We start from the raw sequence: 25121 nt of genomic DNA, 5'->3' as shown, positions 1-25121 counted from the left end.
CTACCTTGGCCGCCGATTCGCAGCGACCTCCTCGAATGTTGCGCCGCTCTCCGCATGCGTGGCCTGCAATCCGGTGAACGCCTGCCACCGCGCGATGATGACATCGCAGTAGCCGGGGTCGAGTTCGATCAACCGAGCGCAACGACCAGACTTCTCGCAAGCTATCAGCGTCGTTCCAGAACCCCCAAACGTGTCGAGCACGATATCGCCGTCACGACTGCTGTTTCGGATCGGGTATTCGACGACAGCCACGGGCTTCATCGTCGGATGCAGATCATTGCGTGTTGGACGATCGAACGACCAAACGGTCGACTGGCTACGGTCTGCGTACCAACGGTGCTTCGCAGTGGGCTTCCAGCCGTACAGCACTGGTTCGTGCTGCCAGTGATAATCCTGTCGCCCGAGCACCAGCGATTGCTTCACCCACACGCAGCACTGCGCCAACTTGAAGCCGCTGTCGATGAGCCCGCGCCGGAACGCTAGGCCCTCGGTATCCGCGTGGAACACGTAGATGCCGGCACCACCCTTCACGGCATCGAACATCGCCTGATACGCGGCAAACAAGAACGCCCCGAACTCATCGGCCTGCATCGCGTCGTTCTGTATCGTCATGCGCTTGTCGGTCTTTCCGACGTACGCGACGTTGTACGGAGGGTCGGTGACGATCAGATCCGCGAGATTGCCGTCCATCACCGCTGTGATGCTGTCCGCGTGCAGGCAGTCACCGCACATCACGCGGTGTCTGCCGCAGCACCAAATGTCCCCCACCACCGACACCGGTGTTTCCGGAGGCTCCGGCGCTTCGTCCTCGTCCGTCAATCCACCACCACCTTGCTCGATCAACCGCGCCAGATCGACGGCCTCGAACCCGAGTAGGTCCACGTCGAAACCATCGTCGCGCAGCTCGGTCACTTCGAGCCGCAGCAGCTCGTCGTCCCATCCCGCCATCAACGCGAGCTGGTTGTCGGCGATGACGAACGCGCGGAACTGCGTCTCGGTCCACCCGGACGCGTCGATCACGGGCACGTCGCCGTCCGCGAAGGGGTCGGCGCCGCGCGAGTGACCCGGCGGTGGATACAGGCGCTTGCCTGCGCCGTAGAGTTTCCGGATCGCGGCGAGCGTGCCGTGCCCCTTCGCGATGACGCCGTCGCGCACAACGATGGCGCCGACCATGCCGAATTCCTCGATGCTGGCGGCGATCTGCGCTATCTGCGTTTCGGAGTGGGTCCGCGCGTTGCGGGCGTAGGGGATGAGGCTGTCGATGGAACGGCAGGAAATTTGCACTCTAGGCCCTTTTTATAGATGAAAAAAACGGCCACAACAGCAAACTGCGTAACCACCCGCGCCAACGAAAAAGCCCGCTGGCTTTCGCTCAGCGGGCTTTCTTACGCGCTCACAATCATTTATCTGGAAGCGATGCGTCGACCAAAATATCGTCAATACGACCGTCGGTACCAACCATCACGGTGACTCGCCCAGGCACGACGTCTTGCGTAACTGCATCACCCACTTTCACGACCCGTACCGGACGTCCAATCAGATCCTTGATCAAGGCGGGAGCTGTCTTGTAGGACCAAGGCCAATGCGTCCATCGATCATCGCCAGCGCGCGCATTCACGGGCCAAGGCGGATCGACTGGGCCGGGGCCGCCGTTCGGCTGATTTTCATTCGGCATTTTTTTGGTCTCCATGTTGGTGTGGAGCAACCAATATACATGGGAAAACGCATGGCAATCGTGAACGGTCTGACCGGCACCCGGGTACAAGTTGCCGGCGTAGAATCGTCGAGCCGGGTGAAAGCCGGCACCAAATGCAAGGAGACCGTCGATGGCGTACTACAAGTATCTGAACACGCTGCATCAGGAAAACGGAAACGAATTTGATCTTTTGCACCATCCCGGAGCAATCACTCCTCATTCCGGGATTTACCGCTGTGAGGTATGCGGCGGCAGCGCGGTTTCGACGTTAGGTCACGCTCTGCCGCCACAGGATCATCATGTTCATGACGCAGGGCAGCCGATCAGGTGGCGACTTATCGTGAAAGCTCACTGGCGGTAATTGAAAAAGCCCGCTGACTTTCGCTCAGCGGGCTCCAAGGCGCTAAATTTTTAGGGAAAACTATGATTCAGTGCACTCTGTTCCACGAAAAGCTGGACAACCTAAGCTCCAAATTCAAGCCGGGCGAACCCATCGCAATCGTGATCGCCGACGCAAAAAAACTCGAAGCCGCGATGAAGGAAACCGACGCGTACTACTACAATCCCGCCAAAGTTGACCGGCGTGCGGCTCTCCTTAAGAAGGGACAATTCGAAATCCCGCTGGTGGTACCGCACGAAGACAGGAAAATGGAATGGATTGAGGGCTTCCATCAAGTGAATGCCGCGCTCGAAGCAGGCTACCCGCGCATTCCAGTTTCCACGTCAATCGGGTTAGCGAACCTGCTCCGTGAACAAGTCGGTGAAGATGAAAACGGATGCCCTCAGGATGATTTCTGTTTTTCCAACTTGAACGCAATCCTACACGCGTAAATTGAAAAGCCCGCTCAAGGCGGGCTTTTTGTCTCTGGACGCACGTATGACGTGTATCGAATATTGAGGATTGTTGTGATTTTTTCCCGGCGTGTCAAGCAATCGGTGGATCAGGATCGAACGAGTTCGATTTCGACCGATTGTGACTGGCCGGGATGATCCGCAGGTTCCCCTCCCAATGCAGTCCACACACGAGCGGATTCACGATCGGGACAATGTGATCGACGTCGTGCGGGACGCCGGTCTCCTGCTCAATCTCCGCCCGCCGCCGATAAATCGCGATCATGGCTGACATGCTCGCCCACCGCGGCGTCCCGAGCCGGATCAGCATTCGGCGCCGCTCGCGGTAGCTTTCGCAGGTTGCGACTGTCTCACCCCACTGCTCGCGCCGCTCCGGATCCGTCCAAGGGTGGAGTTCCGCGACGCGTCGAATTCGATCCTCAACCCATTCGAACTGGCTCATGCGCGCCTTCGGGAAGCGTTCGATGAACTCCGCGGGCGACATTGCGACGTCCGAGAGCCATTCATCTACCGACTCCCCCGTCGTCGCCTCATACCAGGCACTGAACTCCGGTCCACGAAGTTTCGCCATGATCTGGCGATACAGCTTTGTGTTTCTCTCGTGATTGCGATCGCGAATGGGAGACGAGACAACGCGACCGGCGGCGAACATTGCTGCCTCGTTCTCGCGCCGCTCATCCAAGCGCGCAGCCTTCCGCTTTTCCTTTCGGCTGCGCGCGACCGATTCGGACGAAAATGCGCTCTTCTTCGAATCAGGCCATGCGCCCATTCAGCTCGTTACCTCCAAGATTCCAAGCTCCTCAAATCGGCGCTCAAGGACGGCCCACGCCACGTCGGTCACGCCAATGGTACCGTCCTTCCGATTTCCCAAGAGCCACCGCTTGATTGCCACGTTCTGAGCGCATGCGGTGTTTTCGTGTACATCGCAATCCGCTGCGATTTCCTCGAGGTTCTTCTTCATGCCGAAGACTTTCTCGACGATGCTTCGCCGGAGCCGATAGTGCGAGAACCCCGAGCAGTATGCCGCAGAGGCTTCGGTCAGCCACGCGATCGCGGCCTGCCATTCGAGGTTCGGCGTCCGGCCGCTGCAGCATGCCGCGCCACACGAGCACGGGAGATCGCGTGGCGCCGCGCGTGCGATGACCACGGACAGGTGCAGCTCGGGCAGCTCCCACAGGTGCCGCCGGATCTGGCCCGCCTGCCCTGCGCCGTCGAGGCCCACGAGTCCCATGCCGGTGCCGATCGACTCGCCGCGCAGACGCTTCGCCATCATCGTCTCGCCGTACTGCTGCAGCGAGTAGCACATCGCGAAGCGCACCGCGTCGAACCCGCTCTTGAATCGAATTTCGTCCATGCCCTTACCCTTGCGATGCCAGTTCGGCGCCCGCAATCGCCAGCGCAAGCATGCCCGGCTCGCCGTGCTGATTCAGCACCGCGCGCAGGTCCACAAGCGCGGCCTCGACCCTGTCCTGCTGGTCGGCCGGCATCATCGCCACCATCCCGCGAATCATCATCAGCTGTTCGAGATCGCTCATCGTTTTCACCTCACGCCTTTTCCAAATTCAACTCGATCACTTCGACTCGCACACCCGGCGTGCGCGCGTACCGCTTCGACACCCACCCGTCGACGATCTGCGCGTCGTCGACGTACGCCACGCCGTTGAGGCCGTCCTCGATCGCCTTCACGACGTTCGACCAGTCGGGCTTCTTCGTCGCGCCGATCAGTCCGGCCGCCGCCGACGTCTGGCGACGCTGCGACCAGCTCGTCGGAATCGGCACGCCGATATGCACGACCAGGCGCACCGGTCCCTCGAACGGTCGCGCGCCGCGCATCGCCGCGCCCGCGGTTACCTTCACGAGGTTTTCGTAGCGCTCCGTCGTCTCGGGCGTGTACGTGCGCACGTGGCCGGCATGCCGCGAGAAGCGTGCACGCCCCTTCGCCACCGGCTTGCCGGGCACCGTGAACTCGACGCGGCGCGCGACCGGCGACGACGCGTTCGGAACTTGCTGTTCATGGCTCATCGGCCGTTCTCCAAAATTTCGCCGGCCTTGACTGGGCCAGCGGTATTGCGAAACCTTCGATCGAGTTCGTCCCACCACGGACCGTTGCCAGCGGCGCGGTAGACGCGGAGACGAAAATCCATGTCGGGCTCGTCGTCGCGTTGGGTCACGTCGAGCTCGGTGCCCTTCGCGACGATCCCGGACCACGATCGCCACCAGTCCGCCGTAGTCATGCCGGTAGCGGCCGACGGCGTGGCGCGTGCGGCGAGCACGTCGCCGACGATCGCATCAAGGAATCCGACATTCACCGGCTGCGGCGACTGCGCCTTCGCGCGCCGCTTGCGCGCCTCGGCGATCGCGGACACGAGCATTGCTGGCGTGACACCGGCCGCGACCCACGCAGTGACACGCGGATCGTCCGGCGCGGCATCGATGCCGTGCGCAGCCAGCGTTTCGAGCAAAGCGGCGGCGGCAGGGGGCGAATCGCTCGGACCGTGATCGCTACCACTGTCCTGTGCTATGCCGCCGCCGTATGGGTTTACATATCCCTGTCCCTGTCCCTCTCCCTTAAGAACGTTTTCCGGTGGAATTCCAGCGGAACGATCAGAAATTCCAGGGGAAGGCTTGGGTGTTTCTGTTGGAAAGAGATCGCGTTCCGTCGGAAATCCAATGGAAATCCATGTATCGAAGTCAGGGATTTCCAGCAGAACAAGGCCGATTTCTGCCCGCTTCTTATTCTGTTTGCGGACGCGATCCTCGAGCTTCGTGTAGGCGTGCCGATGCTTCGCTCGCCAAGACTCGTTCGCTTTTTCAGCAACCACTGGGTGATACAGGCGGCCGTCGGCACACTTCACCCAGCCGCGCAGCGCGCCGTCCCGCACCTTCTTCCACTCGGCAACAACACGGCCATATCCGGCGAGCTGAGACAGCACACGGTCGTCGTCCGACAGCGACGCCGCCGGCACCTGATGCCAGGACGCACACCAAAGCAACACGGCCGCGCGGAACTCTTCGCCGGTGGACAGCGCTGCGATGTCGCTGTCGCGCAGGCGCACGACATCGAGCGGCATGAATGCAAAGTCACGGAGATCGCAGTCGGCAGCCGTGAGAGGAATCGGGAGATCTTTCACGCAGCTATCTCCAATTCACTTCTGACCTTCGCCGATGAGATAAGATGAATCAGCGTGTCTGTAGCAGATCCAACAATCGGAGAGAACAGCGCATGGCTACGATCGTCCACGATTGCCCCCACTGCGGCGCATCCCTCGCTGCGTTCGTTCCGATCGGCGCGACCGTGCACCCTAAGCGGGCCGACTTCTGGAACCTTCTGGCAACGTGTCCTGCATGCGGCGATCCCATTGCTGCAGTGGTATGGGCGTCTGATGGGCCACGTTCGAATCCGACGAACTGCGCGACGAGTCTGAACGCACATCACGAGTATCGAGTGGTCGCGCTCTACCCGAAGCCGGAAGTCATCCCAACGCCCGAGCATGTCCCGGACGCCGCAGCTCGTGCTTTCGAGCAAGGAACGAGGTGTCTTGGCCGCGGCGACTATACTCCCGGCGCAGCGATGTTTCGCCGCTGCCTCGAAATCGCCCTGAAAAAATACACGCCGGAAATCGAGGCGTGGAAACTTGAAAAGCGAATCGATAAGCTCGCGACAGAGGGCAAAATCACAAAGGACATACAGGCGTGGGCTCATCGAGTACGACTCGACGGAAACGACGCGCTGCACGAAGAAGAGGAGTTCACCAAAGAGTCGGCTGGTGAACTCATGGAATTCACTCGTCTCCTGTTGACGTACCTGTACACGCTGCCGGAAAAAATTCGCCTTCGCCTCAATCCGAAAACCGAATAAGTCTCGACAATCATCCTCTGGACGCGAAAGCACGCGCCGTGGCGCAATAAGCGTCATGTGATCTCCCTCCGCCATGTTACGATCCCCCGAAATTCAAGTGCGGGGGATCCATGAGGCGCGCATGGGAAATGGTTCATTTGGCAGTCGTTGCACTGCTGGTTTGCATTGCCTTCTTTGCGCTCGCACGCATATGGACTTCGGCAATGCATGCCGACCATTCGGCGAAGGATTTCTGGGACGTTGCCAGCGTACTCGGCACATGGGCGGCCGTCGTCGCTGCGCTTTACATCACGACGTCGGACCGGCGAAAACGCACTCAGGACGATCTGCTCATGGCTCGTTTGACAGCCGCCAGCGTCACCTACAGATTGGGGTTGCTCAAAGATGCAGTGAGCAGCGTCAGAGAGTTTGCACAGTCGAAGCTGAACGGCGACATCTATCCTGCTCACTTTCTGATGTATGCGCACACGCTCCAATCGATTGAAAAGTGCTCGTTCGACGAGCTTCGGAGCCTCGCTGCACTCCCCGGGCACACCGCCGTTCAGATCGCAGGCGCTCAGGATCGCGTCGACATCGCGCGGGCAATGCTCGACAAGGAATCCATTTCTATTTCGACGCTCGACGAACAATTGCGCTCGCTGGGAATCGTCGTAACGGCACTTGTTGAGGCCGAAAATCTTCTCACCCATGCGGTTCGGGTTTGTGAACGCGAAAGCCAAGCAGTTAACGAATCGATCGGATCGAAAATTCACGCCTGACCTCCCGGATTGTTCTCCGCGGCCCGGCCGCAACCCCACTGCTGCGCGAAACAATCGAGTGCGCCGCGCATCGGGTTTTCGTGAAAGTGAGCACCGGTGCGTGCCGCGCTCGAACTGGTCACGCATGATCAGCGCCCCGCGCCGCACTCACCGCCACCGGAGCGCGCGCATTCGCAGAACATGCCTACCTTCCCCATCGTACACATCGCGTCGAGGTAGTCGCGCGTCACAACGACGTGATCGAGTGCCGCGAGCAGCGCGTCGAGCTTGTCGAGCGTGATGCCGGCCGGCTTCTCCTGCACGAGCTTCGACGGCATAGATTCGTCCCACCCCGTCGCCTCCAGGAGGCGTTGCTTCTTCTTCGGATCGTTGAGCGCGGCGCGGATTGCCGCTGCGATGCTGGCGCGCATCACCAATGACATCGGCTGATTCATGACCATTCACCATCAATTCAAAAACTAAGGAATGCCCATGAACTCAGCGCCGGATACGCTGTGTTCATGGACACGAAACACACAACCGCCAGAGGCGGCTTTAAGGAGATAAGCGTGCTCGCTGACGTGGGAGACTCGTTGCTACTCACTTCAACAACCCTTCACGAAAGGAGTACGCGTGCACGGCACCTACGAAATGCTTGTTATCGACGCGAAAACCGGGGCGTCTATCGGCGAATGCAGCTTCGTCGTTCCCCCTCGTCGCGGCGAATGGATCGAGTTTCCAGAGCGCCCGAACTCGGCGGCCATGTTCGAGGTCGTCAAGGTTGTTCACCCGGTGACAGGCGACTGTCCCGACATTTACGTACAGCGTCTCGGAGGCAATCACGAAGCGCTGGATCGGCTCTGTTCGGAGCAATCCGAGCCGTGACGATGCGTTCGGCTGCGTTGAGCTCTTCGCGGCCGAACAGAACAATCGCCACAACGCGCCTGCCAGTCATCGAGGCCGATAACGGCAAAAGCTCGAGGTCGCTGGTCACTGCGAAGCCGGCGCGCGCCGGGTTGGGCTGGCGAGCGTCCCCCGCGCGCCAGAACGCGGCCGCCGGCGGCGACGCGGAAATCGGCTTGAGCGGCCGCGCCACGCGTGCGTCGAGTGCCGAAGGCACAAAACGCGCGAGCACGCGGCCGTACGCAGCACGAAGACGAGTGGCAATGCGTCGCATCACGCCACCTCCTTCGAACGGTTCACCGCGTCTTCCATCACGAACATCAGCGCGAGGTTGAAGACCAGGCCGGCAAGAAAGCCAACGGCGAGCGCCTCGCTCGTCGTGCACTCGCGGCCCGCGAGGTACAGGCAGACGGGATCGAGGACATTGCCGGCCGCCGGCAGCGCGCCGATCGACGCGACGCGACGAGGCCGAGGCCGAGGCCGAGGCCGAGGCAACGAAGCACTACCCTATGCATCGAGAAATTTGGCTTTCTTGAATTCATCCGAGACTGAATATGAAAATGAACCGAGCGCTGCAACGCGAAATTCTTGAAGCTCTGGCCGAAACGTTCCCAAAGGCAATGCCAAGCGAGCCGTGGAAAGGACTCATTGAAAAGTACGGCGACGATGCCTTTCGCGCGAACGCGCTGTACCTCGACGGGCACGGGCTGCTGACCTGGAACGTGCAATCTCAAGGCATCTACGTGCGCATTACTTCCCGCGGCCTCGACTTTCTCGAGGACGACGGCGGCCTTTCCGCAATGCTCGACGTTGTGACGGTCAAGCTCCACGAGGACACCCTGAAAGAGCTGATTGGTCAGCGGATCGAGGCTGCAAATCTGCCTGAGCCTGAAAAGCACCGATTGCTTGATCAGTTGCGATCGCTGCGCGGCGAGACCATAAAACACCTGACACTGAAGCTCGTGGATGCGGGACTGGAGAATTGGCCGGCAGCACTGCAACTAATTCAAACGTTCGCGCGCTCACACGGGGTGTAAGTGAGTCAACGTTGCGAAAGTGCAGCCCGCCGCGGTCGTGCGGAAATGGAATCCAGAACTCGTCGACATCGATCACAAGTTCGGCGAATACACCGTTCCGGTGGAATACCAGCGATGTAAGGGTGATGTTGGTCACGCCACCTCCTGATGCGGTGCTGTCCGCGCTCCGACAGCCACGAGCTCGGGCCAGTACCGGTGCCAGTCGCCAGGACGCAAGTGCTTGCGGGTCACAATGCGTCGAGATTCGCGTTCGATCGCAACACACGTGTCAGCACCGAGAGGCCTGCCGAGGCTGAGCATTTTTCGGATATAGCCGATCGTCGTGCCGCAGGCCTCGGCAAACGCCACCTGTTCGGCACGGGACATCCCTTTCAGAAATTCACGTAGCTGTTCCATGACCCGAATATTACCAAATGGTGATTGTTTTTCAACACCTTTCAGAGTTTTACCTTTTGGTCATGGCTCGGGATAATTGACTATGGACCTACCAGACGTCCGCCGGGCAAGGCTCGGCCACCTCATCGCAACCCGCTATCACGGGCGCCAAGTCGACTTCCTGAAGGAGTCCGGCGAGAGCCAGAGCGAAATTTCCGGCATGCTCAACGGCCGGAAATCGTTCGGAGAAAAGAAGGCGCGGAAGATCGAGCTAGCAGTCGGGCTTCCGAAAGGATGGCTGGACGAGTCGGGTGATGGTGTTGTGACAACAGAGACCACGGCGGTTGCAGATCCCCTGGCGGCCTACATCAACCGAGTCCGGGCAGTCCTTAGCGGACGGCCCACCAGTGAAATTGACCGAATCGTCCGCGGCATTGAATTGCTTGTTGTACCAGTTGCAGAAGCTACACGCCCCCAGCATCGCGAGAAATTTTCGTTCACCGATTCGGAGAGAACAGGTGAACAGAATGAAAATGCCGCATCACAGAGGCGTACGTCATCTAAGTAATACGTAGCCGCGAAAGCGGCTATTTTCTCGCCATCTCGATAGTTTTAATTTATCAACAATAATTTTTTTGAGATTTGACCTATGCCGCTGACTACATTCGGGGACTTCATAATCGAGAACTTTCTGCTCGAACTGATCATGATCGCGTGCGCAACACCGCTGGTCACACATGCCATCCGCGCCGAGATCGCCGCCAAATACTGCACGCTATTTGGTGTCCCGGCTGGCCTTACGTACCACACGATGGTCTTTCACCCGCGCTACTGGCACCTGTGGACTGTTCACCAATGGAAAACTTTCGTCGAAATCAGACAGAACAAGAGACGTCGCTCGGCTGATTGAGATCAAATTCAACAACCGCGACGAGGGAGGCAGCGTGAGAGAAAGGCGTGCCTTGCGATATGTCTCTGCCCCCGTCACACGGGGCGCGGACACGCGCATGCACGCGTCCCCATTCAGGCCGTGAGGATGTCCCATGGCCGACATCACTTCAATTGCGGATTATCGCGCAGCGCGCGGTGATTACGGTCCGCCTAAGCCGACTGGTCGCGCCCAGAAAAAGCGACGCCCGAAACGTAACGCCCATCCCCTGCCGGCGCCGACAGCGACACTTACGCGCACGTCAAAAAATACCCGCGAACTTGAAATCACCGAAGACTACGTCCGTTCCAAGTTGATGTTCCTCGAGGATCTTGTCGCAACCGCTGGCGACGTGATCCATGACCTCCGGAAACGGTACCCGTATCTGTAGGGGAATTATAACTGTTTGGTATTGACTTGATATGACTCTTTGGTAATATTCGTCCATCGCCACTCAACCGATGGACGACCATGACTACGATCAGTACCGCAGCAGCCGAGCTCACCCGCCTCGAATCGAGCCTTCGGGCCATTGCCGGTCGGCCGCTCGAGTTCACGATCCGCGGCTCCCGCGCCTTCACCTTCTCTTTCGACGACTACGACCCGGCCGCCGGTGCGCGCGTCGCGCGCTTCTTCGCGCCGATGGCCGTCGCGACGGTCGATGCTGACTTCGAGTGCGGCACGCACATCTACGTCGACGTACCCGAAGCGCTGCACGCGTAAGGCGGGATCGACATGCAAAACACAACTCCGGTCAGCATGACCACCACCGCCTACGAAGCGTTCATCGAACGCGGCCTGGCTCGTGTCGAGCGGGATCTCGATAACGAGGCCGCACGCGCCGAGCTGGTCGACGCGCTCGCCAGCGTCATCGAGCATCGAAAACTCGGCACACCAGACGCCGCCGAATTCGCCGATGCCCTCGGCGCGATCTGCGACGGCGAAGCGGCCGACCTGCTCTCTGCATATCGGTTGGGGCGCGAGAACCTCTACAACTTCATCAGCGCTCGGTATCGCGCGTATGTCGGCGGACTCGCACGCGCTATCGCGAATGCGCAGGTGCAACGCCTGGACGACGACGCGCGGCACGACGCAGCGACGCGAGGTGATGCATGACGATCAACCTCACCATTGTCTGCATCGCGTGGGTCCTCGCAGCCGTGAGTGTGTGCCGCATGAACCTGCGCGCGGCCGCCGGTCGGCACGCCAGCTTCGCCGGTCCGTTCCTCCTGTGCGTTGCGTTCCTGCTCGCGCTCTACTCCTACCTCGGCGCGAGCGACGAAGCCGACGCAGTCCGTACCGAGCGCGTCGCGCGCGAATTTCGAGGTGGCGCGTGATACCTCCTCGCCTGCTCATGCTGCGTCCGGCCCCTGATAACGCCCTGCTTCATGCAGCGATGCCGCGCAATCGCCGCGCGCTCGCCGCAGCGTTCTGGATGCTGTTCTACGGCGCGCCGGTCGGCGCCGTCCTTTTCGTCGCGTACCTGATCGGTCAGGCTCGCCTGCAGTAGCCCGATCTGCCACGTCGCCAGATACCCATTCCAATTAATACGGAGTCCTATATGAAACAATCCGTCTATACCGTCCGCGCTTCGAGCTGGGGCGCGCTTTTCGACTGCTCGTATCGGTGGGAAGGCATCCACCTCCTGAAGCTGCCGAACGTAGTCGGCCTGCGCGCCGCGCTCGGCACCGCGATTCACGCGGGCACCGCCGTATTCGACCAGGCCCGCATCGACGGCAGCGGGCTGACCGTCGACGACGCCGCCGGCGCGTTCGTCGACAAGCTGCACGACCCCGAGAACGAGTACAACCCGTTCGCCGACGAACTGACGGTTCCGGAGGCCGAGCGTGTCGGGCTGACGCTGCTGACGAAGTACTGCCTCGAAGTCTCGCCGCAATATCAGTTCGTCGCGGTCGAGATGGAAACAAAGCCGCTCGAAATCGACTGCGGCAACGGGATCGTCGTTCGGCTGACCGGCACGATGGACCGCGCGCGCGTGCGCCGCTCTGCGCTCGGCGTCGGGATTGCTGACCTCAAGAGCGGATCATCGGCCGTACAGAAAGGCGCCGCCGTCACGAAGGGACACGGCCCGCAGGTCGGCACTTACGAGCTGCTCTACGAGCACTCGACGAACGACATCATCGGCGACGCCGCCGAAATCATCGGGCTCAAGACGAAGGGCACGCTCGAAATCGCGACCGCGCCCGTCAAGAACGCGAAGCGCGTGATGGTCGGCACCGACGACACCCCCGGCCTTATCCAGTTTGCCGCCGACATGTTCCGCTCGGGCGACTTCTACCCCAACCCGAAATCCCTCCTGTGCGCGGAGAAGTACTGCCCGCGCTACGCCACCTGCATCTTCCACGACTGATCGACGAGGCCACTATGACCGCATCTACCAACGCACCCACCACCCTCGAAGCCGTGCGCACGCCGCAGCCGCGCGAGGCCAGCTTGCCGGCCGTCGCGCCGGGCTTCGGTTCGCTGCAGTCGTTCGAGCTGATGCAGCGCGCGGCGAAGCTGCTCGCGTCGTCGACGCTTGTTCCGGTCGCATACCGCCAGGTGATCGAAAAGACGGATAAGTGGGGCAACGTCACCGAGTCGCGCGAGAACCCGAACGCGCTCGCGAACGCCGTCGTCGCGCTCAACATGGCGCAGCGGATGAACGCAGATCCGCTGATGGTCATGCAGAACCTGTACATCGTCGAAGGCCGGCCGTCCTGGTCGTCGCAGTGGATCATCGCCGCTATCAACGGATGCGGCCGCTTCTCGCCGCTGCGCTTCGACATTCAGAAGCTCGGCCGCAAGGCCGTCGCATACACGTTTTTCGAGTGGAAAGACGGCAACAACGGCCGGCGCGTACGCGAGGAGCGCAAGCAGGACGTCGAAATCGACGACATGGTCTGCGTCGCGTGGGCGCTTGAGCGTGGCAGCGAAACGCGCCTGGAGTCGCCGCCTGTGTCGATCGAGCTGGCCGTCAAGGAAGGCTGGTTCACGAAGAACGGTAGCAAGTGGCAGACCATGCCCGAGGTGATGCTGCGCTACCGCACCGCGTCGTTCTTCGGGAAGCTGTATGCGCCCGAACTGCTGATGGGCCTGACGACCGTAGAGGAAGCCGCCGATATCGTCGACGTCAATCCGGACGGCTCCTATTCGGTGAACCGCACGACGCTCGACGAAATGCGCGGCGGCGGCCGAGCCCAGCCCGCTGACGAGGTGCCGCGCGCCGGAGCGCCGACCAATCAACAGCCGGGTTGGCAGAACGGTGCGTACGACGCGGCGCGCGATCCGTCGCAGACCGTGCGCCAGCCGCGCACCGCCGACGCGCCTGCTTCTACCGTCGGCGAACCGTCAACCACCACACAGGTATCGCACGACGACGGCATGGGCCAGCGGGCCGACGACGGGCAACAAGGTGGTTTCGAGTTCGACGAGTCCGGCCTCGTGCAGGGCATCCGCGAGGACATCGCGGCCGCCACCACCGCCGAGGATCTCGACCTCGCGCGCAGCGCGATTTCCGGCGTCACCAACGAAGCGATCAAGGCCGAACTGAACGCGGCCGCCTCGGCACGCATGCGAGCCATCACCGCGGCCGCCGACGAGCAGGCGCAGCAGCAACGCCAGCAACAGCAGCGCACCAGCGCGCAGCGCCGGCCGCGCACGCCGCTCGGCGCCGAGTAACCCGCCAACCATCACAAGGATTCGACCATGACCGAGAACAACGACGCGAAGAACGTCCTCAACATGACCGCCGGCACGATCGGCCGCGACCTACTGTCGGCCCTCGTCCTCGAACTGAAGATGCTGCCCGACGTCTGGGTGAAGCTGAGCGAGAAGAAGCAAAACGACGTGATCGACCGACTGCGCAAGCGCGTCGACACCAGCGTGAAGATGGCCGTGCACCTGATCGCGAGCGACGGCCGCATCGTCGTGCAAGGCGATCTTGACCAGATCACCATCAAGGACGGAGTCAAGGCGGTCGTGAAGTTCGGCGCGCACGCGACGAACCTGCACGAGCTGTACGACGCCAGCGGTAAGACCGTGCTGGTCGTCGTGGCCAACCCGGGCGAGCACACCGAAGGCATGGACGAGGTGCGCGGCGAATCGGATCAGCGCGGCCTGAACCTTGGCGGCGAATACACCGCCGACGACGGCGACGGCATGAACGGCCTGCCGACCGACGACAGCGACATCGTCGACGCCGAATTCCGCGAAGTCCCGCAGCTCGGCGACGGCCCGACACAGGCGCAGGTCGACGAGCAGTACCAAGCGGGCCGCGCGGCGGCCGAGGCCGGCAGCGCAGAAACCGACTGTCCGATCATGGCCGGCGAGCTGTGCATCGCGTGGGTGAAGGGCTGGAAAGACTGGCACGACGAGCAGACGGACGACGACCCGTTGATCGGCGAGGTCGAGGCGTTCGTGATCGCGAAGCAGCGCGTGTCGGTGTCCCTGATCCAGCGCCATTTCAGGATCGGCTACAACCGCGCCGCACAGCTGGTCGAGGCTCTCGAAAAGCGCGGCGTCGTCAGCGCGGAGAACGACAAGGGCCAGCGCGCGGTGCTGAAGTCGGCCGAAACCGAGGGAGACGCAGCGTGAAGATCACGAGCATATTCGTGCGCAACTTCCTCGGCGTGCGCGAGGCCGACATCACCCTCGACAAGCCCGTCGCGCTGTTCGGCGGCGCCAACGGCGCCGGCAAGAGCAGCATGGAGGAAGCCGTGCGCCTGGCACTGACCGGCGACGCGACCCGGGTCCAGCTGAAGAAGGAATTCGGCGCGCTGCTGAACGAAGGCGCGACCGGCGGCCAGATCACGGTCGCATCCGGTGACGCGCACAACACGATCAGCCTGCCCGGCGGCAAGCTCGCGCGCGGCCTGGCGGACGACCCGCGCATGCCGCTCGTGCTGGACGCGCAGCGCTTCGCGCGTTTCGCGCCGGCCGACCGCCGCACGTTCCTCTACGACTTGATGGGCGTGAAGGTCGGTCACGAGGAAATGCGCCAGCGGCTCGTCGCGCGGCTCGGCTACGACAAAGCACTGCCGGCGGGCGGCGCCGAGCGGCTGCAGGTCATCACGCCGCTGCTGCGCGCGGGCTTCGACGCGGCGCAGCGGGACGCGACCGAGCGCACCAAGGCCGCGCGCGCGGCATGGAAGGCGGTCACGGGCGAGACGTACGGCAGCCAGAAGGCAACGACGTGGCGGCCCGAGCCGGTCGAATTCGACGAAACCGCAACGATCAAGCTCGAAAGCGAGCTCGATTCGATCGACGGAGAGATTGGCGATGTGCGCGAGCAGATCGGCGCGGCCGAAGCGAGCCGCACTGCCGCCAACGCGCGCGCGTCGAAGATATCCGAGCTGCGCGTGGTCGCGGAGCAGTACACGAAGCGCGCCGCGTCGCTCGAGCATGCCGACGCGCAGGTGGCGGAATTTCTGCCGAAGGTCGAAGCGCTGCGTGCGGCCGCCGGAGCCGCGCCGGCCGGTGTCGAATGCGCATGCCCGGAGTGCGGCGCGCTGCTGCGCTACCTGCACGGCGTACTGACCGCGGCGGGCGCCGCGGCAGTCGACGAGGACGCCCGCGCAAAGCTGCCCGAGTACGAGAACAGCCTCGCCATGCTCCAGCGTGCCGCAGCGAACCGCCGCGCGGATCTCGACGCCGCCGACGAAGCCGCAAAGCAGCTCAAGCTGCTGGAGGCGGAACAGGCCGACTTCGTGTCGACGGCAGAAATCGACGAGATGCGCGCGCGCCTGGCCGAACTGAACACGCGCGGCGGAAAGATTGCCGCCGACGTCGAAGCAGCGCACGAACGCCAGCGCCGCGCCGCGGCCGCCGCTGACGTGACGAAGAAGGCACAGGCGCACAACGCCGACGTCACGGAGTGGGACCGCATCGCGGTAGCGCTCGGCCCGGACGGCATCCCCGCCGAGCTGCTGAACGAGGCACTCGGGCCGATGAACGAGAAGCTCGCGGATCTCGCGGAACTGAGCGAGTGGGCGCATGTGCTGGTGAAGCCCGATATGTCCATCTTCGTCGGCGGCCGGCCTTACGGCCTGCTGTCCGAGTCGGAGCGCTGGCGCGCCGACGCCCATATCGCGGCCGCAATCGCGTTGCTGTCCGGCCTGCGGCTGCTCGTCCTCGATCGCGCCGACCTGTTGATCGCGGAGGAACGCGACCGCCTGCTCTACTGGCTCGACGACCTCGCATTCACCAACCAGATCGACACCGCACTCGTGTTCATGAGCCTGAAGGCACCGCCCAAGGCGCTGCCCGAAAGCATCGAGGCGTTCTGGATCGAGAACAGCTGCGTAACCCCCGTGTGTGCCGGCGAGCCGGCCGCCACCTGAACTGGTCGCCGGCGTGCGCCCCGCACGCCGGTTTGGGGCGGCCCGTAGAGCGCCCGCTTTTTATTGCTCACCGCCGCGCGCCTTCCGTGCCTCGGATTGCGCGGCGCATTCGGGGCGGCTCGTACAGCGCCCGTTTTTTTGGAACCGACATGCAACCGACTCAGACGAAAAAAACTCCCTGGAACCCCTCGCGCCGCGCGACCGCGCGCGTGAAGAATCCCCTTCCCCAACCGACCGCCTGTCACTACGACGGCGGCCCGGTCGAGATCGTGAGTAACGCCGAGATCTACGGCCGCGAGTACGGCGACTGGCCGTGGGCCTTCCTGTGCCGCACCTGCCGCGCGTACGTCGGCATGCACTCGTTCACAAGCATCCCGCTCGGCACGCTGGCCGACGCGCCCACACGCGAGGCGCGCAAGCGCGCGAAAGCGGCGTTCAACCCGCTCTGGGAATCCGGCGCCATCGCGTCGCGCACCGACGCCTACGCCTGGCTGGCCGAGCAACTCGGCATCGAGAACCACGAGGAATGCCACATCGGCTGGTTTGACGTGTCGACGTGCAATCGCGTCGTCGAAATCTGCAACGCATGGGAGGCAGCATGACCAACACGACCACCAACAACACCCCGAGTTCGCTGCCGGCACCTATCGACGTTCTGCGCGAACTGGACCGCTTCGAAGCCGCGATGCGCCGCGCCTTCGACTACACGCCCGAGCGCAACGCGTTCGGCGACGTCGTGCCGCACGCCGAGGAAGCGTATCAACGTGTCCGCGACAGCGACCGTTTCATGGGCTTCTGCCTGGCAGTGGCCGCCGGCAGCGGTGGCAAGGTGATTGCCCCCGAGGCGCTGCTCGAAATCGCACGCGCGGCCGGCCTGCGCAGCTTCCTGCACGGCGTGAACGCACCGGACGCGCGCGGGATCCTTGCCCGCTACCAGCGCGCCGTCGACGAGTATCGCGAATCGCTGCCGGCCGCCCCCGAACGGCAGGTATCGGGATGGGTCTACGACGCGACGCGGAAGGCGCTCGACGCCGTGCACGAGGTTGCGCTGGAGTTCGGCTGCCCACGCGGCGCGACGGTATCGGACTGGCTGCGCGAGCGGCTGTCGGCCACCCAGCAGCCGGAGCCGCGCGAAGCCATCATGTTCGAGCACGACGACGGGCGCTATGCGGTCGCGCCGAGCGCCGAAGTCGCCCACTTCACTCGCGACGAGCCGGCATGGCATCGCGTCGGACCTGTGGCCGTCTACGGATTTACTGGGGCGCAGCCGGAGCCGCGCGCCGAGGTGACGGACGACGACGTCATCAGTGCGTGCGACGCACACGGGATCACGCTGCCCGTAGATGCGGTTGGGCCCGCGACATCCCTTATCAACCTGTTCACCGCCCGCGCAGTAGGTGCAGCATGACCAAGCGCCGCCCCACCCCCGACCAGATCCTCGCGCGTATGTCCGCCGGCACCAAGTACGAAGCCAGCACGGTCGCCAGCAAGTTCGGCATCAAGGCCACGCAGATGAAACCGTTGCTTGAAGCGCTCGTCGAATCGGGCCGCCTGACGCGCGGCGCGCGCCGGCACGGCGAACGCCTCTGCCCGGCCTACGTCCGGCCGACCAACGCGGACATCGCACTGCGCGAGTCGACGTCGGTGGCCGGGCCGGCCTACGCGCCGGACTGGCGATCGACACTCACCGGCTACGACAGCGCGCACCGCGAGCGCGCCGAGCTCTGCATGATGGCGAGGACGCAATGAAAGAACATCCGATCCTGTTCAACGGCGAAATGGTTCGCGCAGTCCTCGACGGTCGGAAGACGCAGACGCGCCGCGTTTTCAAGGTGCCGGCCGGGCTCGGCTGGTACGTCAGCGGGTCGGCACGCGGCGAGGCGACCGGCGACCTTCATGATCTCGCCGGCTCGGGCTGGTGCAGCGTCGACGAGCTCGCTTGCCCGCACGGTATGCCCGGCGATCGCCTCTGGGTACGCGAAACGTTCTTCGCCTATGGGCGATGGGAAACGCGATACAGCGAGAAGAAGGGGCGCGATAAATGGCACTTCGTCGACCTGACGGCGGAAATGGACCGGCGCTACCAGTACGAAGACCCGACGCCGACCGTCGCGCGCCATCGTCGCAGCAGCACTCCTGCCTGGTGGCGCAGGCCGTCGATCTTCATGCCGCGCGCCGCCACTCGAACGCTGCTCGATGTGACCTGCGCGCGGGTCGAGCGCGTGCAGTCCATCACCGAGAACGACGCCGAGGCGGAAGGCACAGTTGCAGGCGCCTACGAGTACGACAACGGCGAAGGCACCGAGAGCGCCCGCGAGTCGTTTCAATGCCTTTGGGACAGCATCAACGCCGCGAACGGCCACGGTTGGGACGCGAATCCGTGGGTGTGGGTGTTGGAATTCAAACGAGTGGGAGGCCCGGAGCAATGACGAAGAAGAACGAACCGAACGCCGGCGCGCCGGCGGCCGACCTCCAGGTCGTCGCGCCGATCTCCAGCACGATCAGCGCGGTCAGCTTTCAAGGGTTGAGCATCACGACCCCAGACGGCGAGACGGCGACGCTCGCGGTGATCGACATGCAAGGCCGCATCATCGACTCGGGGCCGAGCGTGATGCGTGCCGTGTGGGAGGTCGCGATTAGGTCGTATCGAAACTTCCTGATCGGGAGCGGACATCTACGGGTACTGGCAAAACCAACGCAACACATCTAGCCGGCAAACAGCGCCCCTTACGGCGCTGTTTTTATTTTTACTCCACCAATCAAGGTCATTGGGCCCACGGCGGCGGATAAGATCCACATGCTCCGGCAGGTGTGCCACCACACATCATCACCGGTCCGTTACACTCGCACCCCTCTCTCGGCGGATTTCCGTCACGCTCGATTTTGCAGTAGGTGCGCTTCTCATCGTCCGTAGGCACGTAGCCTAATGGATGCGAATAGATGGTAAGGCGAACCACAATTGTCCCACCCCATCGATCAAATATGTTTCCACTTCCCCTCGACGACAGAGAGCCGGATACGCAGTTTTTTTGAATCGAATTCATTCCGTACCCACCATTTTTACGGCTCAGAACCTCAGATTTATATCCGCAAATTTGGTAGGAATCTGGAACGCATTGATTGAAATCCCCACTATTTCCACTTCCGCACGAACCATTCCAATCAGAATCACATGAATAGACAGAAGACTCCTTCATTACTCCGGGAACGCCTGCATAGCAATGATCGCCACAATCTTCAAAATCGTTAGCTAGAGCCGGCGCCGAAAGTAGAGCTGCCGACGTGGCCAAGGTTGCTAGAAAGCCTCTATCAAGAATCGGTCTCATATGCCACCATCCCGTCACGTTTTTTTGAGGTAAGGTATTCTTCGGTGGCACAACCTGTTTTCAGTCCACAAGAGAACGTACTAGGTCGTGCTGATCAATCATGCCCCGAAACTATGACGGCAACAACCTGGCGCAAGGCACGATTTCATGTTTCTCTACCCCGGGAAGGCGACGTCCGGTTCCCACCCACTACCAATTTATATATTTCTAGTATTTTTTAGGTTCGATTGAGAAGCGAATCCGTGGTTCCGGGTCGTCGCGTTCAAAGCTAAGGGAGGAATGCAACAATTGCACCGACGAACAAGCCACCGACTGAAACCGCACGCACGAACGATGTGCCGCACCAATCACCAACACCGCCAACGCAGTAGGCTTTCTGTGGTTGAGCATCACGACGCCGGCCGGTGAACCAGCAACGCTCGCGGTGGTCGACATGCAAGGCCGGATCATCGACTCGGGGCCGAACGTGGTCCGCGCAGTGTGGGAGGTGGCGACCAGGTCATATCGAGACTTCCTGATCGGCAACGGGCACCTGCGTGTGCTTACGCAGCCCCCAAGCGCCAGCGCCAACTAAAAAAGCGGCGCCATTCATTTGACGCCGCTTTTTCCATCGAGCTATTCTAGACTCGACTCGCTATTTTCCGGCTTGATGCGTCTTTGGAACTCTAAAAGACGGCACGGTGGGCATAGGAACTTGCAAGCGCATTGCGAAGTCCTGAACAATCTGACGATAATATGGCCAGAGATGGTACGGCATGTTGTGTGACGCGAACTCACTTACCCCTTCTTGAGGCAATTCGTCCGGCTTGCAACCGGCCACAATGTATTCGACAACAAAGTCGATCAGGAGATCACAAGCTACATCTTCCTCGTTCAATTCTGTATCGTCTGCTGGTATGCCCTCGCCCCCAGTCTTCACAATTCTCGTTCGTGTAGACGCCATGAACTTCATGAAGTTGATGGTCGGTTGCTTGGCATCGCCGGCAAATTCAACTTCAGAGACAGATATCTCGGACACCGTCCAATTAATCCGCGTGAAACTCTCGAATACCTGCCGACGATCGTACCAAGCGGCAACTTTTGCATCGATATGCGTTGGGAATGCCGTTTGGATGTGTAGATGCGGCAGGACCTTATCAAGCAGTTCTCGATTCATGCTGCTTTGCGAGCCTCAATAGTCGGAGCAGACGTAAACGTCTCGTTCGCGCCTTGGATAAGAGTGAAACGTCGGCTTCTAACGACAACTCCATCACGAGGAACAAACGATTCACCATCCGAAGTTACACTGAACGTCTTCTTGCGACCCGCTACTACATTCGGTTCAAGTTTGATATCCAGATGCATATCGAGAGCGTGCGCGATTTGTGCAGCGGTCGCCATCGTCACGTTATGCCGACCACTGAAGACCCTGCTAACAAACTCCGGCTTTTTATCCATCTGTTCTGCCAGAGCTTTTTGCGTAAGCCCCAGTTTTTTCATTGCCTCGACGAGTTGTCGGGACAGATCGAGCAATGCGCGCTCGGTCCAATATTCGGGAGATTTTTGTGCGCGCTTGAAGGCTTCCTTGTAGCGGCTACTGATCTTCATCTTCCTCTCCATCAATTTCAACTAGTTCCAAGGTGCCGTTCTTCTTGGCTTCCTGGTACTCCTTGTATGCCTCTTTTACCGCATTGACATGCGCTTTGGGTGTCTTCCCAGACTTACCCCCGGCCTTGTAGAACATTTTCGCCAGAACGATCATCCGACCGTCATCGTAAAAATACAGAAGGCGCAACGTACCAGAGACATCAAACTGCCAAATTTTGGGGTCGTCACAGACATCATGGGTACGGTTCTCAGCGAAGGCCTCTGGTCCATGCATAGCGACATGCTCGAGAAATGCCCAGCAGCGTTCAATGTCACCGTCCTTGATGTCGTCCAACGCGCGATCGCCGCGGGCGCTCAGCACCTCGTAGACGGACCACGCATGTTTGATAACGGCTTCTACGCGCAAGATATTAACTTAAAAGTTATTCTTCAAGGGGAGAGCTTGACATCGGCGTGTGGCATTGCTCGCAGAAGCCCGCTGCAGACGGGCAAGCCTGGGGTGCGGCGAAGTGTCGCACCCGCTGAAACGCCGGCCCACCGCATGCACGATCTCCGAGGATGTAGCCCGATTCTAGCACCGCTCTTGCCGTCTCCGACCCTGACTAGGGGTCACTCCGAGGTCACCACAATTGATATATATTGAGTATCTTACGGGCACCCGAGGCTGACAAAGCCTACTTTGGGGGACTGGGACATCTGGAATGTGGGGGCGTGGCGGCAAAAGCGTGAGTTTACAGCTATTTATGGGTCAGCGAGGCAAAACCAGCGGTCGAGAGCTCGCCGATGGCGCCCTCAATATGCAGCGCATGCGATCGCATCGGGCCGCCACGAACTGCGGATCGGCCCCTTTCCGGCCGACGGCGATGAAACGACCGATACGATCGCCACGCATCACTGCACGACGATTGCCCCGGCTCCGCCCCGCCGCTATGCGAAAATCCCGACATCCGCTCTCATCAATTACCCAACGGGATTCGCATGACCACCCACATCACGATCGAATTCACCGAGCACGCCGCCGAAACCATCGGCGAGCAGACCAGCACCAGCTTTTCCTATGACCAGGGCGCCCATGTGCCGCAACCCGGTGACTTCGTCGAACTCGAGAATTCGCGGCAGACGTTTCTCGTGATCGGCCGCGTGTTTTCGCTCAAGGCCAACTACAGTGCCGTCAAGCTCGTGCTCGATCTGCCGCCGCACGACGACGAGCAGGGATTCCCGGCACTGTGAACCATCGGGTCCGGCAACGCCGGCGTCGCCGCGGGCGTTCGCAAACGTCCGGACCGCCTTGTGCGAAAACGCTCCCGTAACGGGAGCGTCAAAAAGCCCGCCGAAGCGGGCCAATGCGAATCCAACCCCGCGCGCACGGAAACTTCGCAGCAGTCAGACACCGCTCGAACCACACCCACACCGCATCGCCCCGCCGCCGACCGGCCACATTTCCGCATCGAGTTGCGGCAACCCGGCTCCCGGCGCCGCCGCGCGGCTATCGTCACCGGACACTCCCGCACGCATCCATCCCGATTGTGCGCCGCCGTTGTCGCACGCACCCGCATGCGCTTCGCGGCACGCGACCGGCACGAGCGCGCGCCCGCCAGGTGCGACACGTCCCGGTTGCGTTTCACTACTTGTCTGGAATTCGATCGACCGGACTTCGGTCATGCCCGCCTCACGCGCGCGAAGGCACGGGCATTCGGTGCCGACGATCAAGAACGACCGTCGGCGAATTCTTGCGGCAGCGGACCGTCAGCCATCGTCGTGCGAGCGCACACGATCGGCCGTATCGCATCGCCGCACGTCGCGGCACCGACCGTCCGGCGGCTCGCGCCGCCGCGGCCGGCCTGCCGCGAAAGCGTTACTTCTTCTCCGGCTCCGTCGCGCCCGGTTGCTTGAACGGGAACGTGCTGAACATCGACTTCGCCTGGTTCTGCATCTGCTCCTGCATCTGCACGAACATGTTCTTCGACTGCTCGATGTAGCTCGTCATCATCCCTTGCATCATCGGCGCCTGCATGTTCATGAACTGCGACCAGACTTCCGGATTCATCGCGTTGCCTTCGTAGAGGTTCTTCGACTGATCGGCAAGCTTGTTCTGGATGTCGATGAACGCCTGGATGTTCTTTTCCAGGTACGTGCCCATCATGCCCTGCATCGCATGACCGTAGAAACGAATGATCTGCGACAGCATCGACGACGAGAACATCGGTACGCCGCCGCTCTCTTCCTCGAGGATGATCTGCAGCAGGATGCTGCGCGTCAGGTCTTCGTTGGATTTCGCATCGACGACCTTGAAGTCCTCCTGTTCCAGCACGAGCTGCTTGACGTCGGTCAGCGTGATGTACGTGCTCGTCTCGGTATCGTAGAGCCGGCGGTTCGGGTACTTCTTGATGAGCCGCTCGGCCGTTTTCTTTGTAGTAGTCATGTAACGCCTTTGAATGCAGCGTAGCGCAAGTGACAAATCCCCGCCTCCCGGATCCGGGAGGCGGGGGCCTTCGGAAACGCCAGGCTGCGCGGCCGACCCGGCCCGCACAGCCGGACGTTCAGCCCATGTGCAGGCCGCCGTTCAGCGAGAAGTCGGCGCCCGTCGCGAAGCCGGAATCGTTCGACGCGAGCCACGCGACGATCGAACCGATTTCCTCCGGCCCGCCGAGACGACGCACCGGGATCGTCGCGACGATCTTCTCGAGCACGTCCGGACGGATCGCCTTCACCATGTCGGTGCCGATGTAGCCGGGCGACACGGTGTTGACCGTCACGCCCTTCGTTGCGACTTCCTGCGCGAGCGACATCGTGAAGCCGTGGATGCCGGCCTTCGCGGTCGAGTAGTTCGTCTGGCCGAATTGCCCCTTCTGGCCGTTCACCGACGAAATGTTGATGATCCGGCCCCAGCCGCGCTCGACCATCCCGTCGATCACCTGCTTCGTCACGTTGAACAGGCTCGTCAGGTTGGTGTCGATCACGGCCGTCCAGTCTTCATGCGTCATCTTGCGGAACACGACGTCGCGCGTGATGCCCGCGTTGTTGACCAGCACGTCGATCTCGCCGACTTCGGCCTTGACCTTGTCGAACGCCGTCTTGGTCGATTCCCAGTCGCCGACGTTGCCTTCCGACGCGATGAAATCGTAGCCGAGCGCCTTCTGGTCCTCGATCCATTTCACCCGGCGCGGCGAGTTCGGGCCGCAACCCGCGACCACCTTGAAGCCGTCCTTCGACAGACGCTGGCAGATGCTGGTGCCGATGCCGCCCATCCCGCCCGTTACGTATGCAATTCGCTGAGACATAAATCTCACTCCATTTTTTGGTTTCGAGAGCTGCCGGAGGCCCCTCTGACTTCACGTAGCGCTGGCCGAAGCCGCAATCGGCCGGCGCCCGGATTGGTTTGGCGGTGACGGCCGGTTACGGACGTTCGACCGCGAGTGCGACACCCATCCCGCCGCCAATGCACAGCGACGCCAGCCCGCGCTTCGCGTCGCGCTTGAC

38 protein-coding genes are annotated in these 25121 nt (G+C 61.7%); 23 read left to right on the top strand and 15 right to left on the bottom strand.

Annotation, left to right across the window (positions count from 1 at the left end; all coding sequences use genetic code 11):
* Together DIE15_RS08370 and DIE15_RS08365 are read right to left on the bottom strand one after the other, a co-directional pair.
* Complete coding sequence (locus tag DIE15_RS08370) at positions 1-1284, bottom strand: site-specific DNA-methyltransferase (RefSeq protein ID WP_260428217.1); 1284 nt, start codon at positions 1282-1284, stop codon at positions 1-3.
* A gap of 115 nt (positions 1285-1399) precedes the next feature.
* Complete coding sequence (locus DIE15_RS08365; protein WP_124832928.1) at positions 1400-1690, bottom strand: I78 family peptidase inhibitor; 291 nt, start codon at positions 1688-1690, stop codon at positions 1400-1402.
* 136 nt (positions 1691-1826) lie between these two features.
* Here DIE15_RS08365 and DIE15_RS08360 point away from each other — a divergent pair, with 136 nt between their 5' ends.
* Together DIE15_RS08360 and DIE15_RS36920 are read left to right on the top strand one after the other, a co-directional pair.
* Positions 1827-2057, top strand: coding sequence for a hypothetical protein (locus DIE15_RS08360; RefSeq protein ID WP_124832927.1), 231 nt, complete (start codon positions 1827-1829; stop codon positions 2055-2057).
* A 62-nt stretch (positions 2058-2119) separates the two neighbouring features.
* Positions 2120-2527 (top strand): hypothetical protein, encoded by a 408-nt coding sequence (locus DIE15_RS36920; protein ID WP_185734401.1) that lies wholly within the window; start codon positions 2120-2122, stop codon positions 2525-2527.
* A 94-nt stretch (positions 2528-2621) separates the two neighbouring features.
* Here DIE15_RS36920 and DIE15_RS08350 read toward each other — a convergent pair whose 3' ends face one another.
* Genes DIE15_RS08350 through DIE15_RS08335 form a run of 5 tightly spaced genes read right to left on the bottom strand, consistent with a single transcriptional unit; the run spans position 2622 to position 5679 of the window.
* On the bottom strand, positions 2622-3317 hold the full coding sequence (locus DIE15_RS08350; RefSeq protein ID WP_124832926.1) for a hypothetical protein: 696 nt from the start codon (positions 3315-3317) through the stop codon (positions 2622-2624).
* The gene (locus tag DIE15_RS08345; RefSeq protein WP_124833093.1) at positions 3318-3902 is read right to left on the bottom strand and encodes a DNA-binding protein; all 585 of its coding nucleotides are present in this window, start codon (positions 3900-3902) and stop codon (positions 3318-3320) included.
* Between the two features lie 4 nt (positions 3903-3906).
* Positions 3907-4083: a hypothetical protein gene (locus DIE15_RS36915; RefSeq protein WP_185734399.1), complete on the bottom strand. Its 177-nt coding sequence runs from the start codon at positions 4081-4083 to the stop codon at positions 3907-3909.
* A 10-nt stretch (positions 4084-4093) separates the two neighbouring features.
* Positions 4094-4570 (bottom strand): RusA family crossover junction endodeoxyribonuclease, encoded by a 477-nt coding sequence (locus DIE15_RS08340; RefSeq protein ID WP_124832925.1) that lies wholly within the window; start codon positions 4568-4570, stop codon positions 4094-4096.
* Positions 4567-5679 carry a YdaU family protein gene (locus tag DIE15_RS08335; protein WP_260428216.1) on the bottom strand — a complete coding sequence of 371 codons (1113 nt, stop codon included), beginning with the start codon at positions 5677-5679 and terminating at the stop codon, positions 4567-4569. Before DIE15_RS08335 ends, DIE15_RS08340 begins: the two co-directional genes overlap by 4 nt.
* 92 nt (positions 5680-5771) lie before the next feature.
* On the opposite strand from DIE15_RS08335, the gene DIE15_RS37575 reads away from it, so the two are divergent.
* Positions 5772-6407 carry a DUF4145 domain-containing protein gene (locus DIE15_RS37575; protein ID WP_260428215.1) on the top strand — a complete coding sequence of 212 codons (636 nt, stop codon included), beginning with the start codon at positions 5772-5774 and terminating at the stop codon, positions 6405-6407.
* Between the two features lie 203 nt (positions 6408-6610).
* Positions 6611-7165 carry a hypothetical protein gene (locus DIE15_RS08325; RefSeq protein WP_124832924.1) on the top strand — a complete coding sequence of 185 codons (555 nt, stop codon included), beginning with the start codon at positions 6611-6613 and terminating at the stop codon, positions 7163-7165.
* Between the two features lie 128 nt (positions 7166-7293).
* Here the strand turns inward: DIE15_RS08325 and DIE15_RS08320 are convergent, their stop codons facing one another.
* Positions 7294-7599, bottom strand: coding sequence for a DNA-binding protein (locus DIE15_RS08320; RefSeq protein ID WP_260428214.1), 306 nt, complete (start codon positions 7597-7599; stop codon positions 7294-7296).
* A gap of 178 nt (positions 7600-7777) precedes the next feature.
* Here DIE15_RS08320 and DIE15_RS08315 point away from each other — a divergent pair, with 178 nt between their 5' ends.
* Positions 7778-8029, top strand: a complete 252-nt coding sequence (locus DIE15_RS08315; protein WP_260428213.1) for a hypothetical protein — start codon at positions 7778-7780, stop codon at positions 8027-8029.
* Between the two features lie 291 nt (positions 8030-8320).
* Here the strand turns inward: DIE15_RS08315 and DIE15_RS08310 are convergent, their stop codons facing one another.
* Positions 8321-8542, bottom strand: a complete 222-nt coding sequence (locus tag DIE15_RS08310; protein WP_124832923.1) for a hypothetical protein — start codon at positions 8540-8542, stop codon at positions 8321-8323.
* Between the two features lie 59 nt (positions 8543-8601).
* Between DIE15_RS08310 and DIE15_RS08305 the strand changes: the two genes are divergently transcribed.
* On the top strand, positions 8602-9084 hold the full coding sequence (locus DIE15_RS08305) for a hypothetical protein (RefSeq protein WP_124832922.1): 483 nt from the start codon (positions 8602-8604) through the stop codon (positions 9082-9084).
* A gap of 132 nt (positions 9085-9216) precedes the next feature.
* On the opposite strand, the gene DIE15_RS08300 is transcribed toward DIE15_RS08305, so the two are convergent.
* Positions 9217-9480 carry a YdaS family helix-turn-helix protein gene (locus DIE15_RS08300; RefSeq protein ID WP_124832921.1) on the bottom strand — a complete coding sequence of 88 codons (264 nt, stop codon included), beginning with the start codon at positions 9478-9480 and terminating at the stop codon, positions 9217-9219.
* Between the two features lie 82 nt (positions 9481-9562).
* Between DIE15_RS08300 and DIE15_RS08295 the strand changes: the two genes are divergently transcribed.
* From DIE15_RS08295 to DIE15_RS08225, 16 genes are all read left to right on the top strand, one after another.
* The gene (locus DIE15_RS08295; RefSeq protein WP_124832920.1) at positions 9563-10027 is read left to right on the top strand and encodes a hypothetical protein; all 465 of its coding nucleotides are present in this window, start codon (positions 9563-9565) and stop codon (positions 10025-10027) included.
* A gap of 81 nt (positions 10028-10108) precedes the next feature.
* A complete protein-coding gene (locus DIE15_RS08290) occupies positions 10109-10369 on the top strand; it encodes a hypothetical protein (protein ID WP_124832919.1) in 261 nt (86 codons plus the stop codon).
* Positions 10370-10502: 133 nt separating this feature from the next.
* Positions 10503-10778 (top strand): hypothetical protein, encoded by a 276-nt coding sequence (locus DIE15_RS08285; RefSeq protein WP_124832918.1) that lies wholly within the window; start codon positions 10503-10505, stop codon positions 10776-10778.
* Between the two features lie 80 nt (positions 10779-10858).
* Positions 10859-11110, top strand: coding sequence for a hypothetical protein (locus DIE15_RS08280; RefSeq protein WP_124832917.1), 252 nt, complete (start codon positions 10859-10861; stop codon positions 11108-11110).
* A 36-nt stretch (positions 11111-11146) separates the two neighbouring features.
* Positions 11147-11503 (top strand): hypothetical protein, encoded by a 357-nt coding sequence (locus DIE15_RS08275; RefSeq protein ID WP_124832916.1) that lies wholly within the window; start codon positions 11147-11149, stop codon positions 11501-11503.
* Complete coding sequence (locus DIE15_RS08270; protein WP_124832915.1) at positions 11500-11724, top strand: hypothetical protein; 225 nt, start codon at positions 11500-11502, stop codon at positions 11722-11724. Before DIE15_RS08275 ends, DIE15_RS08270 begins: the two co-directional genes overlap by 4 nt.
* Positions 11721-11897 (top strand): hypothetical protein, encoded by a 177-nt coding sequence (locus tag DIE15_RS36910; protein WP_185734397.1) that lies wholly within the window; start codon positions 11721-11723, stop codon positions 11895-11897. The genes DIE15_RS08270 and DIE15_RS36910 overlap by 4 nt, the downstream gene beginning before the upstream one ends.
* A 51-nt stretch (positions 11898-11948) precedes the next feature.
* On the top strand, positions 11949-12758 hold the full coding sequence (locus tag DIE15_RS08265) for a PD-(D/E)XK nuclease family protein (RefSeq protein ID WP_124832914.1): 810 nt from the start codon (positions 11949-11951) through the stop codon (positions 12756-12758).
* Between the two features lie 14 nt (positions 12759-12772).
* A complete protein-coding gene (locus DIE15_RS08260; RefSeq protein WP_124832913.1) occupies positions 12773-14068 on the top strand; it encodes a hypothetical protein in 1296 nt (431 codons plus the stop codon).
* Positions 14069-14095: 27 nt separating this feature from the next.
* Entirely contained in the window at positions 14096-14983 is an 888-nt protein-coding gene (locus DIE15_RS38020; protein ID WP_124832912.1) for a DNA translocase FtsK, read from the top strand.
* Positions 14980-16728, top strand: coding sequence for an AAA family ATPase (locus tag DIE15_RS08250; protein ID WP_124832911.1), 1749 nt, complete (start codon positions 14980-14982; stop codon positions 16726-16728). The genes DIE15_RS38020 and DIE15_RS08250 overlap by 4 nt, the downstream gene beginning before the upstream one ends.
* A gap of 209 nt (positions 16729-16937) precedes the next feature.
* Positions 16938-17330, top strand: a complete 393-nt coding sequence (locus tag DIE15_RS08245) for a DUF3268 family zinc-finger domain-containing protein (RefSeq protein WP_260428212.1) — start codon at positions 16938-16940, stop codon at positions 17328-17330.
* A complete protein-coding gene (locus DIE15_RS08240; protein ID WP_124832910.1) occupies positions 17327-18136 on the top strand; it encodes a hypothetical protein in 810 nt (269 codons plus the stop codon). The genes DIE15_RS08245 and DIE15_RS08240 overlap by 4 nt, the downstream gene beginning before the upstream one ends.
* Positions 18133-18477, top strand: a complete 345-nt coding sequence (locus DIE15_RS08235) for a hypothetical protein (RefSeq protein ID WP_124832909.1) — start codon at positions 18133-18135, stop codon at positions 18475-18477. Before DIE15_RS08240 ends, DIE15_RS08235 begins: the two co-directional genes overlap by 4 nt.
* Positions 18474-19157, top strand: coding sequence for a hypothetical protein (locus DIE15_RS08230; protein ID WP_124832908.1), 684 nt, complete (start codon positions 18474-18476; stop codon positions 19155-19157). The genes DIE15_RS08235 and DIE15_RS08230 overlap by 4 nt, the downstream gene beginning before the upstream one ends.
* Positions 19154-19438 carry a hypothetical protein gene (locus DIE15_RS08225; RefSeq protein ID WP_124832907.1) on the top strand — a complete coding sequence of 95 codons (285 nt, stop codon included), beginning with the start codon at positions 19154-19156 and terminating at the stop codon, positions 19436-19438. Before DIE15_RS08230 ends, DIE15_RS08225 begins: the two co-directional genes overlap by 4 nt.
* A 1250-nt stretch (positions 19439-20688) precedes the next feature.
* Here the strand turns inward: DIE15_RS08225 and DIE15_RS08215 are convergent.
* Genes DIE15_RS08215 through DIE15_RS08205 form a run of 3 tightly spaced genes read right to left on the bottom strand, consistent with a single transcriptional unit; the run spans position 20689 to position 22047 of the window.
* On the bottom strand, positions 20689-21210 hold the full coding sequence (locus DIE15_RS08215) for a hypothetical protein (RefSeq protein WP_124832906.1): 522 nt from the start codon (positions 21208-21210) through the stop codon (positions 20689-20691).
* Entirely contained in the window at positions 21207-21641 is a 435-nt protein-coding gene (locus tag DIE15_RS08210; RefSeq protein WP_185734394.1) for a helix-turn-helix transcriptional regulator, read from the bottom strand. Before DIE15_RS08210 ends, DIE15_RS08215 begins: the two co-directional genes overlap by 4 nt.
* Complete coding sequence (locus tag DIE15_RS08205) at positions 21628-22047, bottom strand: type II toxin-antitoxin system RelE/ParE family toxin (RefSeq protein ID WP_124832904.1); 420 nt, start codon at positions 22045-22047, stop codon at positions 21628-21630. The genes DIE15_RS08210 and DIE15_RS08205 overlap by 14 nt, the downstream gene beginning before the upstream one ends.
* Positions 22048-22619: 572 nt before the next feature.
* Here DIE15_RS08205 and DIE15_RS08200 point away from each other — a divergent pair.
* On the top strand, positions 22620-22871 hold the full coding sequence (locus DIE15_RS08200) for a hypothetical protein (RefSeq protein WP_047900820.1): 252 nt from the start codon (positions 22620-22622) through the stop codon (positions 22869-22871).
* Positions 22872-23496: 625 nt separating this feature from the next.
* Here the strand turns inward: DIE15_RS08200 and phaR are convergent.
* Together phaR and DIE15_RS08185 are read right to left on the bottom strand one after the other, a co-directional pair.
* Complete coding sequence (gene phaR, locus DIE15_RS08190) at positions 23497-24063, bottom strand: polyhydroxyalkanoate synthesis repressor PhaR (RefSeq protein WP_012363978.1); 567 nt, start codon at positions 24061-24063, stop codon at positions 23497-23499.
* A 118-nt stretch (positions 24064-24181) separates the two neighbouring features.
* The gene (locus DIE15_RS08185; RefSeq protein ID WP_057925235.1) at positions 24182-24922 is read right to left on the bottom strand and encodes a 3-ketoacyl-ACP reductase; all 741 of its coding nucleotides are present in this window, start codon (positions 24920-24922) and stop codon (positions 24182-24184) included.
* Positions 24923-25121: the final 199 nt, after the last annotated feature.

This window comes from Burkholderia sp. Bp9031 (genome assembly GCF_003857965.1).
GTDB classification, from domain to species: Bacteria; Pseudomonadota; Gammaproteobacteria; order Burkholderiales; family Burkholderiaceae; genus Burkholderia; species Burkholderia ambifaria_A.
Note: the sequence above shows the minus strand (reverse complement) of the source record. Positions and strands in the feature narration are given on the sequence as shown.

Coding starts and splice junctions, on each gene's coding strand:
- DIE15_RS38020 (WP_124832912.1), top strand. CDS start 14,096: ATGACCGAGAACAACGACGCGAAGAACGTCCTCAACATGACCGCCGGC.
- DIE15_RS08305 (WP_124832922.1), top strand. CDS start 8,602: ATGAAAATGAACCGAGCGCTGCAACGCGAAATTCTTGAAGCTCTGGCC.
- DIE15_RS08200 (WP_047900820.1), top strand. CDS start 22,620: ATGACCACCCACATCACGATCGAATTCACCGAGCACGCCGCCGAAACC.
- DIE15_RS08280 (WP_124832917.1), top strand. CDS start 10,859: ATGACTACGATCAGTACCGCAGCAGCCGAGCTCACCCGCCTCGAATCG.
- DIE15_RS08265 (WP_124832914.1), top strand. CDS start 11,949: ATGAAACAATCCGTCTATACCGTCCGCGCTTCGAGCTGGGGCGCGCTT.
- DIE15_RS08215 (WP_124832906.1), bottom strand. CDS start 21,210: ATGAATCGAGAACTGCTTGATAAGGTCCTGCCGCATCTACACATCCAA.
- DIE15_RS08270 (WP_124832915.1), top strand. CDS start 11,500: ATGACGATCAACCTCACCATTGTCTGCATCGCGTGGGTCCTCGCAGCC.
- phaR (WP_012363978.1), bottom strand. CDS start 24,063: ATGACTACTACAAAGAAAACGGCCGAGCGGCTCATCAAGAAGTACCCG.
- DIE15_RS08340 (WP_124832925.1), bottom strand. CDS start 4,570: ATGAGCCATGAACAGCAAGTTCCGAACGCGTCGTCGCCGGTCGCGCGC.
- DIE15_RS08290 (WP_124832919.1), top strand. CDS start 10,109: ATGCCGCTGACTACATTCGGGGACTTCATAATCGAGAACTTTCTGCTC.
- DIE15_RS08345 (WP_124833093.1), bottom strand. CDS start 3,902: ATGGACGAAATTCGATTCAAGAGCGGGTTCGACGCGGTGCGCTTCGCG.
- DIE15_RS08350 (WP_124832926.1), bottom strand. CDS start 3,317: ATGGGCGCATGGCCTGATTCGAAGAAGAGCGCATTTTCGTCCGAATCG.
- DIE15_RS08260 (WP_124832913.1), top strand. CDS start 12,773: ATGACCGCATCTACCAACGCACCCACCACCCTCGAAGCCGTGCGCACG.
- DIE15_RS08235 (WP_124832909.1), top strand. CDS start 18,133: ATGACCAAGCGCCGCCCCACCCCCGACCAGATCCTCGCGCGTATGTCC.
- DIE15_RS08210 (WP_185734394.1), bottom strand. CDS start 21,641: ATGAAGATCAGTAGCCGCTACAAGGAAGCCTTCAAGCGCGCACAAAAA.
- DIE15_RS36915 (WP_185734399.1), bottom strand. CDS start 4,083: ATGAGCGATCTCGAACAGCTGATGATGATTCGCGGGATGGTGGCGATG.
- DIE15_RS08225 (WP_124832907.1), top strand. CDS start 19,154: ATGACGAAGAAGAACGAACCGAACGCCGGCGCGCCGGCGGCCGACCTC.
- DIE15_RS08325 (WP_124832924.1), top strand. CDS start 6,611: ATGCATGCCGACCATTCGGCGAAGGATTTCTGGGACGTTGCCAGCGTA.
- DIE15_RS08285 (WP_124832918.1), top strand. CDS start 10,503: ATGGCCGACATCACTTCAATTGCGGATTATCGCGCAGCGCGCGGTGAT.
- DIE15_RS36920 (WP_185734401.1), top strand. CDS start 2,120: ATGATTCAGTGCACTCTGTTCCACGAAAAGCTGGACAACCTAAGCTCC.
- DIE15_RS08360 (WP_124832927.1), top strand. CDS start 1,827: ATGGCGTACTACAAGTATCTGAACACGCTGCATCAGGAAAACGGAAAC.
- DIE15_RS08300 (WP_124832921.1), bottom strand. CDS start 9,480: ATGGAACAGCTACGTGAATTTCTGAAAGGGATGTCCCGTGCCGAACAG.
- DIE15_RS08185 (WP_057925235.1), bottom strand. CDS start 24,922: ATGTCTCAGCGAATTGCATACGTAACGGGCGGGATGGGCGGCATCGGC.
- DIE15_RS08295 (WP_124832920.1), top strand. CDS start 9,563: ATGGACCTACCAGACGTCCGCCGGGCAAGGCTCGGCCACCTCATCGCA.
- DIE15_RS08240 (WP_124832910.1), top strand. CDS start 17,327: ATGACCAACACGACCACCAACAACACCCCGAGTTCGCTGCCGGCACCT.
- DIE15_RS08320 (WP_260428214.1), bottom strand. CDS start 7,599: ATGAATCAGCCGATGTCATTGGTGATGCGCGCCAGCATCGCAGCGGCA.
- DIE15_RS08230 (WP_124832908.1), top strand. CDS start 18,474: ATGAAAGAACATCCGATCCTGTTCAACGGCGAAATGGTTCGCGCAGTC.
- DIE15_RS08365 (WP_124832928.1), bottom strand. CDS start 1,690: ATGGAGACCAAAAAAATGCCGAATGAAAATCAGCCGAACGGCGGCCCC.
- DIE15_RS08275 (WP_124832916.1), top strand. CDS start 11,147: ATGACCACCACCGCCTACGAAGCGTTCATCGAACGCGGCCTGGCTCGT.
- DIE15_RS37575 (WP_260428215.1), top strand. CDS start 5,772: ATGGCTACGATCGTCCACGATTGCCCCCACTGCGGCGCATCCCTCGCT.